The sequence below is a fragment of the Streptomyces sp. TAA486 genome (genome assembly GCF_000426165.1).
In genome coordinates, this window is sequence record NZ_AUEV01000008.1 from 13,586 (window position 1) to 26,308 (window position 12,723).

At 65.0% G+C, this 12,723-nt stretch carries 9 protein-coding genes and 2 pseudogenes; 4 read left to right on the top strand and 7 right to left on the bottom strand.

Annotated elements, in window-relative coordinates; all coding sequences use genetic code 11:
- The first annotated feature begins 183 nt into the window (after positions 1–183).
- From I004_RS33675 to I004_RS40285, 3 genes and pseudogenes are all read left to right on the top strand, one after another.
- On the top strand, positions 184–1,587 hold the full coding sequence (locus I004_RS33675; RefSeq protein WP_486579977.1) for an SNIPE associated domain-containing protein: 1,404 nt from the start codon (positions 184–186) through the stop codon (positions 1,585–1,587).
- A 148-nt stretch (positions 1,588–1,735) separates the two neighbouring features.
- Positions 1,736–2,342 (top strand): annotated as a pseudogene (locus tag I004_RS33680) (dihydrofolate reductase family protein).
- A 231-nt stretch (positions 2,343–2,573) separates the two neighbouring features.
- A complete protein-coding gene (locus tag I004_RS40285) occupies positions 2,574–2,798 on the top strand; it encodes a helix-turn-helix domain-containing protein (RefSeq protein WP_486579995.1) in 225 nt (74 codons plus the stop codon).
- A gap of 384 nt (positions 2,799–3,182) precedes the next feature.
- Here I004_RS40285 and I004_RS38155 read toward each other — a convergent pair whose 3' ends face one another.
- From I004_RS38155 to I004_RS0112870, 7 genes and pseudogenes are all read right to left on the bottom strand, one after another.
- A complete protein-coding gene (locus I004_RS38155; protein ID WP_078511118.1) occupies positions 3,183–4,343 on the bottom strand; it encodes a caspase family protein in 1,161 nt (386 codons plus the stop codon).
- Positions 4,340–4,699 (bottom strand): effector-associated constant component EACC1, encoded by a 360-nt coding sequence (locus I004_RS0112855; protein ID WP_028435836.1) that lies wholly within the window; start codon positions 4,697–4,699, stop codon positions 4,340–4,342. The genes I004_RS38155 and I004_RS0112855 overlap by 4 nt, the downstream gene beginning before the upstream one ends.
- Positions 4,700–5,242: 543 nt before the next feature.
- Complete coding sequence (locus tag I004_RS40290) at positions 5,243–5,806, bottom strand: hypothetical protein (protein WP_486579999.1); 564 nt, start codon at positions 5,804–5,806, stop codon at positions 5,243–5,245.
- Positions 5,807–6,610: 804 nt separating this feature from the next.
- Positions 6,611–7,060: pseudogene (locus I004_RS40295) on the bottom strand (TniQ family protein); the annotation flags it as partial.
- 8 nt (positions 7,061–7,068) lie between these two features.
- Positions 7,069–8,352 (bottom strand): TniB family NTP-binding protein, encoded by a 1,284-nt coding sequence (locus I004_RS0112860; protein WP_028435837.1) that lies wholly within the window; start codon positions 8,350–8,352, stop codon positions 7,069–7,071.
- Positions 8,349–10,637, bottom strand: a complete 2,289-nt coding sequence (locus tag I004_RS0112865) for a hypothetical protein (RefSeq protein WP_028435838.1) — start codon at positions 10,635–10,637, stop codon at positions 8,349–8,351. Before I004_RS0112865 ends, I004_RS0112860 begins: the two co-directional genes overlap by 4 nt.
- Entirely contained in the window at positions 10,637–11,398 is a 762-nt protein-coding gene (locus I004_RS0112870) for a TnsA-like heteromeric transposase endonuclease subunit (RefSeq protein WP_486579978.1), read from the bottom strand. The genes I004_RS0112865 and I004_RS0112870 overlap by 1 nt, the downstream gene beginning before the upstream one ends.
- A gap of 267 nt (positions 11,399–11,665) precedes the next feature.
- On the opposite strand from I004_RS0112870, the gene argC reads away from it, so the two are divergent.
- On the top strand, positions 11,666–12,694 hold the full coding sequence (gene argC / locus I004_RS0112875) for an N-acetyl-gamma-glutamyl-phosphate reductase (protein WP_028435840.1): 1,029 nt from the start codon (positions 11,666–11,668) through the stop codon (positions 12,692–12,694).
- Positions 12,695–12,723: the final 29 nt, after the last annotated feature.

Sequence of the window (12,723 nt, forward strand, 5' to 3'; positions counted from 1 at the left end):
CCTTCCTGGCCTGCGCCGCCGGAGGGTTGGCAGCTGTGGGTGCCCGTTGACCTGGCGACCGACGTGCCGCAGCCCGTTACCCCGGTCGCGGTCCCTGCATACGGTGGAGCTCCGTCTGCTCCAGCCAGGGCCGACGGCGGTGTAGGCGTCTTCGGCAGAAGACGTAAGCAGGCGGAAGCCGAAGTGGACCGGCTGACGAGCGAGTTGCATCGCTTACAGGCGGAGCTCGCCCGGCAAGGGGCTGAGAAGACCGCCCTGCATCAGCAACTCTCGCGAGTGCAGGGCGAAGAAGCAGCCACGCTGATCGTCGACACCGAACGGCTTCGCGCTTCCTACCAGGAAGCGGACGAGCTGCTGCTCGCCAAGATCGACCGAGCCTCCGACCAACTGCATCAGGCACTCAGCGAGGAGCAGCACGCGTACGACGATCTGGTGCGTCGAGCTGCAGACATCCAGGCGGAGACGGCGGGGACCGAGCAGCGCTTGGAGCAGCTTCGCGGTCAAGTGGTGCACACCGAAGAGGCAGCCATGCTCCAGGAAGCCGGGATCTATGAGTACCGGCATCCGCTGGAGGATGCGATCGCGTACAAGTCCGAGCTCAACCGCCTCAAGGACGAGGCCAAGGCGCTGGTCAAGGGCAACCGTGCGGTCCAAGCGGCCACTGACTGGCACGTGAACGGCTCACTGACCGAGGGCAGGAAGATGGTGCGCGACTTCTCCAAGTTGATGCTGCGCGCTTACAACGCGGAAGCCGACAACGCCGTGCGGACAATGCGGCCTCACCGCCTGGTCTCACTCGTCGACCGGCTCGAGAAGTCCCGGCAGACCATCGCCCGACTCGGCGCCACGATGCACATCCGCATCTCCGACAAGTACCACCGTCTCCGTGTACGCGAGCTGGAACTGACCGCGGACCACCTCGCCAAGCAGGAGGAAGAGAAGGAACGGCGACGTGAGCTGCGGGAGCAACAGCGCGAAGAGGAACGCCTGCAAAGGGAGTTGGAACGCGAGCGAAGCCGGCTGGACAAGGAGCGGCAGCACTATCAGTCGGCCCTGGAACGGCTGCGTGCCTCACGCGCCGACGGCGGGGCCGGCGCCGCGGAATTGCGGGACAAGCTCGCCGAGATCGAGGCGTCCATGGCTGCGGTCGACGCCCGCGAGGCCAACATCCGCGCCGGCTACGTCTACGTCATCTCCAACATCGGTGCCTTCGGCGAGCGCATGGTCAAGATCGGCCTGACCAGGCGCCTAGAGCCCATGGACAGGGTCAACGAACTCGGAGATGCCTCCGTACCGTTCCGCTTTGACGTGCATGCCTTGATCTTCAGCGAAGACGCTGTCGGACTCGAACGCAAACTCCACGACGAGTTCGAGGACCGCCGCGTCAATCGGGTCAACGTCCGCCGCGAGTTCTTCTACGTCCGCCCCACCGAAGTCCGTGAGGCACTCGAGCGGTTCGCAGGTCAGCACCTGCTCGAGTTCAGAGAGGACTCCGAAGCACCGGAATGGAGAGCCAGCAGCGCGCCATCGGAGCCAAGCACCACCGCTGATGCAGGCGCGGCGGGGCGCCGCAGAGAGGGCTCTTGATGCAGGTGTAAATAGATTCTTCACGATCGAGGGTGTAGTCGGGGTTTCCGATCCATAGCCGACCTGTCATCGAAGGAACCGGACGGACCCGATGAGTTCGTGGCCCGCGGCCGGTCGAAGCTCGTGACACCGGAGGAAGGACACCGCCATGTCAGAGCTTCTCGTCGACTTCATCACCTCCCTCGACGGCTACGCATCGGGAGAGGGCTGGCCCGGGTTCTGGGGTCTCGAGGGCCCGGAGTACCTCGCTTGGCTCGGTGAGCAGCCCGAGGTCACCCACCTCATGGGGTCGAACACCTACCGCTTGATGTCAGGTTTCGCCGCCGGCGAGGTCCCGGATGGCCAAGACGAGTTCAGGGCCGAAGAAGAGGCGTCCGTCGACGAGCTCACGCAAGCTTCCAAGGTGGTGTTCTCCTCCTCGCTCGAGGAGCCTCTGACGTGGGCCAACTCCACGCTCGTCCGGGACGATGCCGTCGAGACGGTCCGCGCCATGAAGGAGAACGGCTCGGGGCTCCTCAGCACGATCGGGAGCCTCAGCCTGTGCCGGTCCCTGCTACGGGCCGGACTCGTCGACCGTTTCCGGGTCGGGATGTTCCCGGTGATCACCGGGGCAACGGGCGCAGAACGTATCTACGACGGGCTACCCGGACGTCGCCCTCGAGATGACCGAGCACCGGACCTTCGACGGCCGCATCCAGCTGGTCGAGTACAAGCCACGCGTGCTCGAACACCCGCCGCTCGGCGCCCCTGCGTGACGTCGCCCGTCCGCACGTGTCGAACGCCACTGGCGACCGCTTCGTCCAGCTGGTCGAACCGATGGCGGTCGTCACGTACCTGGCGCCTGAGCCGGCCAAAGCAGTGATGGCGCTGGACGCCGAGGACGATGTGGGACGTCTACTTCCGCGCCCAGGGGGCCTCTACGCCGCAGTGCGGAGGCTGCCCGTGCCCTCCGAGCCGCTGGCGCGGCCTGGCACGGGGGCAACCTGCTGCGCGACCACCGCGGCGACGGCCACGTCGCCGCGCTCGTGGGCGCGGGCATTGGTGGGACGGAGGCGCAGGTGCTCCACGCCCTCGCCAAACGGCTCTTGGGGCGAGAACGCATTCACTACGTGGTGGCCCTGATCAGCGAAACCTCAGCTCAGCACGAGCAGTGCTCGCGGCTCTGCAGCTCTGCCTCTGGGGCGGCAGTTTTCGCCAAGCATGTCCCTTAACCGACGGATTCCGGCCCTGGGGCGGCAGAAGCCTCTCTTCTGCCAACTACAGCCTGTCAAACTGCATTGCCAGAACGAGTGAGTAAACGTCGGGAGCACTCGGGGGGACTCAGGATGGCGAGCCGCAAGGGTTATTACCGTGCAGCGCACTACGTCAGGCCATCTGGCCTGTCTGGACGTTCAAAGAAGCCAGCGACGTGGGTGATCGTCGTGGTTGTTGTGCTGATCATTGCCGGGTGGAACACGCTGTTCGGTAGTGACTCGGACAAGTCCAGGCCGGCGCCGGAGAAGACCGGGCCCTCCGCTCCTGCTTCTCCCGGCCAGTGAGAACCTGAGCAGCGGCGAGGGAAACCAAGTCTGGGGAGCAGGCTTCAGTTGGGGGCATCAACGCTGGCCGCGGGCCTGGATTCGCCGTGTCAGCTTGCCCCAGATGCCCGCCGTCGGTGGCCGGGTCTGCTGTTGCTGCTCGTGTGCCGGGGGGTCCTCTGGAGCGGGACGAGATGATTCCGCTCGGAGCCTCTGCCAGGCAGACTTCCACTGAGCCACCTGATCCTCCGGCACACCGCATGCAGATAGATAGATGGCAGTTGTCTTCCATGTCTTCGGCAACGCTGTTCGGTTCGATAAGGCGCTGACCGTGCTCTTTGAGATCTCTCCGCCGGAGCGCCGGCTGACTCCCTCTTGTGTGAGGCCGGACACCCTGCGGACGTCGGCCAGTTTCTCGATAAAGCCCTCGGCGGTACGAACGTTGGTCGGCTGTGGCCACTTCCGTCGATCGAGGTCTGGGGCAGAGACACTGACCGGCTGAGCCGGCAGAAAGGCTTGGTTGCGCCCGAGTGCGAGTCGCCCGCCGGTATTGCGGTTCCGGGCCTGTGGCAGCGGACGTCCCTTGGCCCCCAATGACAACCGCAGGTGTCGGTAAACGACATCAAGCTCCAGCAGTTCGGGGCCGTTACGGATGCCGCTGCGCAGGACGTCGAGCAGTTCTGCTGTGAATGCGGTGTACGTTTCGCCCGCCGGCGCAAGCGCCGGGCGCGTCTCCGAAGCCGCGGCCAACAGGTAACTACCTTCTACTGTTGCTTGGTTCACCAGCTCCGAGGCGCCGCCGCCCATGGTGCCCAGGGCCAGACCGCCGTAGCAGCAGTCCAGCACGACGACGTGTCGCTCTGCCTGACTGCCGCTTAGCGCTTGCCGCAGCCAGTCATAGGGCAGGCCAGTTTCAACCAGCTGCTGCTTCGTTTGGGGCCTTCCAAGGAAGAGCCCACCCTGCGGATCCACGAGTCCGTGCCCGGCGTAGTAGACGAAGAGAGTGTCGCGCGCTTGCTTCCCCGAGTCCCGGACAGCTGCCATCACTTCTTCTGAGCTCATTGGGTCAGAGATGATTGCGCAGTTCTGCGGCGGCAGGCCCCAACAGGCAGGGCTGGCGAGCGCTTCCGCGAGCGCCGTCAGGTTGTTGGCGACGGTTGGCAGCGGCTCGAGATGGTCGTACTGGCTCGTGCCGATGAGTACGGCTCGTGAGGCCCCCGGGTCCGGCAGCTCACTCACTGATCGGCAGCCTCTCCCGTCGGCTGTTGGTTAAGGAAGCGGATCACTCGTTCAACTTCCTCGTCGCTACAGTTGGTGAGCGTGACGGATGTATCGCCGTGGTTGATCGTGATGTTCGGGTTCTGTGGGCGAGTGCGCTTCCACGCGACCAGCGCCATAACGAATGATGCCGCGCTCCAACTGTTGTCGGTCACGAGTTGAAGCACGTCGACGAGGGAGCCCATCTGCTCGGGCCGTGGGGGTGCTTCCCTGAGCTCCAAGCCGACAGACCGGCGTATGTCCGCGTCGCCACGAAGCCAGGCGTGTAGCGAACGGAGCTCACTGGCGTCCTGATCTACGCACAACTCGGCCTGCAAGAGTCCCCCTCATGGCTAGGTCAACGGTGTTGAGCCGTCTCTCCATGGTCGGCCATTTCGGTCCTGCGAGAGGCGTACACGGTGAAAGAGGCAGACCTGTTGGGGCTGCTTGGCGGCGCACGCGGTTTGAGCCGTACGCGGCCGGTGCGACCGTATGCCTCAGCGAAAGGACTTGGAGGCCCACGGTTTTCATCTGCCCCGGCCGGGGGACTGGAGATGTCGCAGACGCACGCCTCATCTGCTGGCGTGCGCGGCTATCTGCGAGCAGCGGTACCGGGTCGCCTAGCACCTCGAACATCGCAGCGGCACGATCCGCCTCTCAGCCGTCAGCGGTCGCACGGCCAGCACGGTGCCACGTCCGTTCTTATCAGCGGCCACGCCTTCAGCCCGAGACGAGCGCGAAGTTCAAGTGCCCGGTCGTCGGCACCCGATGCGGTGCTGAATGGGGCTGTCGCCCTTGAACAGGTAATGCGACCTTGGACCGGCAGGTGTTCGCCTCCGATGGCTGGTCCCAGATGAGGGTCGAGCAGGTCGTGTTCACTGCTAGGTGAGCGGTTCCCCGTTGTCGATGCTGCGGGCCAACTGGGTCGCGTAATCGGTAAGGACATTGCGTAGATCGGCGTAGTGAGGGATGGCATCAGGGCGGGTCAACAGGTGCCAAGTCGTGTTGCGCGTGCGTGCCCACTCGCGCTGGACGTCGGGCGTCTGAGCAGCTTCGATCGGTCTCGGGGCGAAGACGTGCTGGCCTCGGGTCACTTGAACCCAGACGAAGACAGAGGCTGATTGCCGCTTCCGATCGTCGAGCAGCAATGGCGAAAAATGGTGACCAGGGATCGGTGCCAGTCGCTTGGTGATGTGGTCCCAAGCGTCCTGATCAAGAGCCCAACTCTGAAGGGCCTCTCGGCGTCGATGGTAGTCGATCGGATAGGGCGTCGAGGAGATTTCTTGGGCAATTCCTTCAAGCGCCCTGTGAAACTCAAATGGATCGACCCGCTTGATCGCCGCTGACGAGAAATTATGACGTTTCAACGGAATTCCCAGGTATGCCGCAGAAGCCCCCATTGATCCGTCGAGCACCCACTGTACTAGACGAACAGCCGCATTCATGCGTAGGACCTTGGGTGTCGCGCCATGAAAATGGTGAAGGTGGCGTTCGAACCAGCCTTCCTCCAAGAACGCGGGAATGTGCGCGGGTCGGTAGTCATTGCGCGTTGCCGAACGGAGTCTGGAAGAGCCTCCGGCTCTCCGAAATGTTCGCGTCAAGGGTTCAACGGCGATTCGGAATCTAGGCGTGCAATTTTCCTCGTGTCGAGATAGGAGTCCTTCCCAAGAATACCGTTCGTCTCGATCCTTGAATCCTTCGCGAATTAAGGGGGATAGGCTTTCGCGAAGATCTTCGGCATTAAGGACTGAACGTGACGCTAACAAGAGTGCTGCGCTCGCAGTAGCGTCTCGCGGGAGCGCGTCAATCCGGTACCTCCGGGCCCTTCCCCGGGTTGTTCGCCGGTAATCAGTCTGGCCTGACACATGGAAATCAACACTCTCTCTGTGTTCAGACTCGATGAGGTGGCTGCTTGCCGGCCAAGCCGCAGTGAGGGCAGCGACGACGAGCCGGAGGTCAGTGAAAAAGGACGCGGAATCGTGATGCGACGTTGTGAGGTTGAGGGTCTCGATGATCTCCTGTTGCAAGGCGAACATCGAATCCGTGGGCTTCGCGTAGTGACGCGCCGCAGGGGAATCGTCGAGGCGGTTGCCGCATGCCTCACTCATTCGTTTCCGGGCTCCGGGCGTCTCGAACGTCCACCGACACTGCGCCGGATGCAGGGTGTGGTCGTTCGGTCGCTGCATCAGCATGGCGCTGTCTTGTGCCGGCTGACCACAGCGAGGGCACTTGTGGCTCAGGAATACGCGGTGTTCCATGCAGGCGAAAGCAACAGGGAGGTGCCATTCTTTCTTCCACGGTCCTCCGCACGGCATTCGCGTATTTGCTTCTTCGTCCGCGAGGCACTGCGGACAGAAGCGTGGAACACCGAAGAGCCACGTATCAAACAGGGTACGCTGTGCAGGCCCAGGAAGAGAGCGAAGAATTGGAGGGTATCGATACTTCCATGAGGACAGGGTAAGAGAAGTGGCCTCCTCTCGGGTAAGCCGCGTCGCCTGACTGAAGGTAGTGACGGTGTCTCCGTCGAGCTCCATCAATGCATGTCGCCCCATGCGATTGTCCAGCTGATTGGCGTTGTGCAGGCCCGTGACGCTGGCGAGATGCACTGGAGAGATTCCGAGGCGATATGCGAGCCTTCGCAAGTAGCTCCCCATTGATTCATCTCGGAGCGGGTCCAAGCTCCGGGGTAAGGGATGCATTGCTTGGTTCAACTCCCTGTTGCCTCGGCCGGGCCGTGGTCGTCGAAGACGGTGTTCCGGCGCCGTTTCACCTGCCGGGTCTTCTTACCGACGACAGTTGAGTCGGCCGGGATCACCGGCTCGTCCGGCGCCTGTTCGGGCTCGTCCCGGCGAAGCACGATCTCGTCCAGCAGGCTCTCGTCGATCAGCTCCTTCCCCGACTCGATGGCCTCGTGGGCACCGTCCTCGAGCAGGCGCCCCAGGAGGCCGACGACGCCTCCGGTACGACGCATCAGGTACTCCGGCATGGTGCCGCCGGTGAGCATGCCCTCCTTCGCGTTCAGAAGCCGCAGGTGCTGCTCGATTCCCTGCAAGTGGTTGACGAAGGCCTGGATCTGCTGCCGGGTGGTGTAGCGGAAGCGGTCGAGTTCGATGAGTTCGAAGCGGTGCTCGGTCTGGGTGATCTCCAAGCCGTGGATGCGGGTCGACTCAAGCGGTGGCATCTCCCACTGCCGGGTCCTCTTGTTCCACTTGGCCTCACGCAGCAGCCCAATGCCGGAAATGTTGACACCGATCAGGATCAGGGTGACGTTCAGGCTCATGAAGGCCCGGATCAGGTCGAGGACATCCTGGTCGTCGGCTCTGTGCATCCGCAGCCGGCTGATGTCGTCCAGGATCAACGCTTTGACGCCGTTGTCGTGGAGGGAGTCGGCGACCTGCCGGACAAGCTCCGGCAGTGTGGCCGACTTCCGGGTCAGGGCGCGGAAGAAGCCCAGGATTGACGCGCAGAGACTCTTCGGGGTCGCTGTCACTGGGGTTGAGACATAGACGACCGGCGTGTGGAGATCACGCGAGCACGGCAGAGCGGCGGGGTTGAGGTAACTGTGCACCTTCAGCCAATTGTCTTCGAATACGGCGCCCGCGGAGCAGGCGGAGACGGTCTTGCCGTAGTTGCCCCAGCCGCTGACCATGACGCCGGCGCGCGTCGGGTCATCCTTCTTCATCGTGTTGCCCTTCAAACGACGCCGGATCAGCTGGGCGACCTTGTGATGCATGGGAGTGTCCTGCAGCGGGAGGTTTGCGTTCGTCAGCTGCCGGTATAGGTCATAGTCGGTTCGGCGGCTCTCGGGGATCGTTGGCCACTGCTGCAACGAGATCACCGGGGAGGGGACGAGCAGGCCCCAGTGGGTGCGAAAGTGCTGCCAGCCGGCATAGGTGTCGCGGGGCGGGTATTCGCCCAGGATCAACTCGGCGATCTTTGCTCGTGAGGGCAGGCCGTCTAGCGGATCGTCGTGGGAGAGGGCTTGGGTCACGTGTCGTCCTCCCGGACAATGGTGTCGGACTCTGAACCTTCGCGGGGCGGCGGCAGGAACATGGGTCGACGGCTCAGGGACTCGTGCAGTGTCGGCGGGGCGGAGGGTCTGGTTTCGGCGAGTGCTTCGTCGCGACGTCGGCGGCGGTCGGTATCGACCGCGCGGTCAATCGTGCGGGCATGCTCGGCCCAGGGCGCAGGCATCTCCGTCGGGGTCGGCTCGACTGGCGGAGTCGGGGCGGTTGGGCGGTCGGCGGACGCGGCTTGTGCGCGAGTGATCTCGCGGGCCTGGGCGGCACGCCGCTTCTTCCCGACCTTCTTCGTGGCCTGGCTTGGCCATTGATCGACCGGGGTGACCGATCCGAGGATCTCCAGCAGATATTCCAAGAGCTCGCTCTCGGAGTGGATCTTGATGTTGTTCGCCTTCACGTGTGTCAGGAGGGCGTCGGCGGTCTTGTCGGAGAAGGCGGGGATCTCACCTTCGGGCGGGAGCCCCCTCCAGCGCAGGATGTGCCAAGTCTCGTGGTTCTCCGGGTCCTGGAAGAACACCTGTCGACGGTCCCTTCGGTCACTGCGGACCACCCACTTGCCCGTGTGCTTGCCGCCTCGGGCGGAGGGTTGCAGGAATGGCGGCTCGTCGAGGACGGGGTCGTGATACCAAAGCCCGAGAATCTTCACTCCGCGCCGCGGATGGATCTTCACGTGGTGCTTGCGCAGGACCTTGTAGTAGAGGCTCGGCTCGGGGAAGTCCAGGTCGAAGCCGCCCTGTTCCATCGCCGCTGCGAACAGGGTGTTGGGGCTGTGGTCCTCACCAGGTGCCCAACTCGGAGCATATTCGCCTAATTTGCGGTTCTGCCAGATCCGGACGATCCAGGTTGCGATGACGTGTTCCGCCTGTGCGAGCGTGAGGCTCGCGTCGCGTTCCGGGTCGGCCCCTCGGTCGGCTACGTCGCCGCCGGTGAAGCCGAGCAGGTGCTCGAAGAGCATGGTCTGGATCGTGAGGAATTGACGCTCGACCGCGAACTTGTCGGTCTGCCGCAGGACGCGGGCGGGCAGGATCCGGCAGCCGATCTCCCTCTCGGCTTCCACCAGGTCGTGGTTCTTGTACGGGCCGCCGTGGTCGGTGGTGACCGTCTCCGGGGTGAAGAACGGCAGAGCGGCGACCTGGTGTCCGGTGAACTCGGCGATCACGTCAGCTGGGACGCCCGCGTAGGGCCATTCCATCTCCGGGCTCCAGCCGTCCCGCATCGGGAGCGGCAGCATCACGTCCCGTAGCAGCATCGCGACATCGACCGAGGTATCGGACAGCAGCGTGAGTCGAAAGGCCGGCAGCCCGTGCGTGTAGAGATCCAGCGCGAGGGTCAGTGTCGCGGTCACCGCATCACCGAACACGGTCTCGCGCAGCTTCACCGGCATCGGGGTTGAGTCCAGAGCCAGAACCTGGCCCGGTCGATGGACCACCATCCGACCGGAGACCCCGGCTTCCGCGGCGGCTTCGGCCGTCCGCCTGTAGCGCGACCGGGCGCCGCCAGACCCGAACCACTCCTCCCAGACGTCCGCGAGCGTCCAACGGGATGGGATCTTCTTGGTCGGAAACTCCGGGAACCGCTCATGCATGTACTGGTGCATCAACCGGTGCCTCGCGGCCAGACTCAGGCGGGCGCGTTCGCTGCACTCACCCTTGACCGCGAAGATCGCCTCACGGACCTCCTCGGTGATGCAGCGGTGCCCGCTGCGTCGCCGTGTCCAGCGCCCGTCCGCACAGGCCAGCAGAAGACTGTCGCCGGAGAGAGCCGAAAGACGCTCCAGAGTCCGGTAGCCAAGGTGCTGCAGACCGAGCCGGACCGCCTCCGGACGGGGCATCGCCTTCGTCTCCGCCGCCTTCGCATGGCGACGCTGGGTCAGCGTCGTGCGGTCCGGGTCGTAGGCAGGCCGGGGCTCACCCGGCAGCGCTCGAGCCGGGTGGCCTTCCCGGAAGCCCGTCTCAGCTTCCAACACATGCGCCGCCCGAAGCCGGGCACGCTCCAGCTGGTCCGTGGTCAGGTCGGCGAGTGTCCTCGGCTGACGGGAGACCGGCAAGTGTTGCCTTGAGGCTTCGATCGTCGGCAGGAGCCGCAGGTCGGGATGGTTGATGAGCCAGCGGAACGAGCGGGTCTCCGCGCGGCCGTCGTCATCCACGAGAACGAGTCGGCCGAACTGGCCGTGGACGTCCTCGATTGTCCACCCGACTCCGTTGAGCGCGAGCCGCCTGCCTGGAGCGACCTGCAAGAACCCTCTCGACGCCATCACACCCCCCAGATCAGGGAGCTGTCCCGCAAGGGACTGCCAAGATCAACACCGAGCTCGCGTTGCCAGAGCAGCCGGACGATGTTGGCACGACCAACGGAGGGGACGCTGGTCGCGTCCGCCAACTCACAGAACGGCATCACCCGCCCCTCCCGACTGCCGATAGCCGTGAGCAACTGATCCCGCATGCCCAGCAGATCCTTCGCAGGCCGCCGCCTCGACGACAAGTGATCAAGGACGCTCCACACATGAGGACGCCAGCCCGCGACCACCGAGTACCGCCAGCCGCATGCCGCCGCCACCTCCCTGGCGGCCGCGAACTTCAGCGCGTCCGCATCCTTGACCAGCTCCATCGGTCGGACATCCAGTAGCCACATCCCGCCGCCGATCATGGCCAGGTAGTCCGGGATGTGCCACGCCTGTCCGTCCATGTGCTCGAAGTCCAGCCGGAACGGCTGCGACAGCACCTCTGAAGCACCCAGGAAGTCCAGCGCGACCAGCAGCCGCATCTCCTCCAACGACTCGAAGCCGTGCGCTCTGCCCGTCGACGCCATCACCTCAAGCCCCGGGCGATGCCGCTGCTTCGCCCGCCACGTGAATCCCCGCATCGGCCGAGAAGACAGCGCCGGTACGTGAGCCATATCGCGGACCGGCCAGCACACCTCGCCAGCACCGATCCGCCATGTCGAACTCCACCGACGCAACCAGTCGCCCCCGAGGCCCAACCGATCCCGTACTCCGGCATCCCCGTCGAACTCCACGACCAACTCGTCCAGGTGACTTGAATCCGAAGCGATCTTCGCCCTCGCTACCTCGCTCACACACCCACAGCAGCACTCACCGGCTGGCGACGGGGAACACTCTTCGGAACTGATCGCAACACAGCGTTACGGGACCAAGATCCGCCAACTAAAGTGCTCGTCCGCCAACTAAAAATCTCGGTCGCAGGTCACAGCTGCATCGCTCTTCTTTCCTTTGCATAAAAGTGCCATGCCACGTATAGTCATGCTATCGACGAGGAGGGATCGATGGCAGTACGAGCAGCGGTCGCGGGGGCGAGCGGATACGCGGGCGGCGAGATCCTGCGCCTGCTGGCCGCACATCCCGAGATCGAGGTGGGGGCGCTCACCGGCAACTCCAACGCGGGCAGCCGGCTGGGCACGCTCCAGCCGCACCTGACGCCGTACGCGGACCGGGTGCTGGAGAAGACCACGGTCTCGGCCCTGTCGGGACACGACGTCGTCTTCCTCGCGCTGCCGCACGGACAGTCCGCCGAGATCGCACGCGAGCTGGGAGAGGACGTGCTCGTCGTGGACTGCGGCGCGGACTTCCGCCTCTCCGACGCACAGGCGTGGCAGCGCTTCTACGGCACACCTCACGCCGGCACCTGGCCCTACGGCCTTCCTGAGCTGCCCGGGGCCCGCGCCGCGCTGGTGGGGTCCAAGCGCATCGCGGTCCCGGGCTGTTATCCGACCGCCGTCTCCCTGGCGCTCGTCCCCGCGTACGCGGCAGGGCTGGCCGAGCCGGAGGCCGTCGTGGTCGCGGCGACCGGTACCTCGGGTGCCGGCAAGTCGCTCAAGCCGCATCTTCTCGGCAGTGAAGTGATGGGTTCGATGAGCCCGTACGGAGTCGGCGGCGTACACCGGCACACGCCGGAGATGGTGCAGAACCTCTCGGCGGCGGCCGGGGAACGCGTCAGCGTCTCCTTCACACCGACGCTCGCCCCCATGTCACGCGGCATCCTCGCCACGTGCAGCGCCCGGGCCAAGCCGGGCGCCGGGGCGGAGGAACTGCGTGCCGCCTACGAAAAGGCCTACCAGGACGAGCAGTTCGTCACGCTGCTCCCCGACGGGGAGTGGCCGTCGACGGGGTCGGTGTACGGCTCGAACACCGTCCTGATGCAGCTTGCCCTCGACGCGGACGCGGGCCGCGTTCTCGTCGTCAGCGTCGTCGACAACCTCACCAAGGGCACGGCGGGCGGCGCCGTGCAGAGCATGAACATCGCCCTCGGACTGCCCGAAGGGCTGGGGCTGCCCGCGGCCGGGATCGCGCCGTGAGCGAGGTCCGCGGTACGTCACGCGGGCAG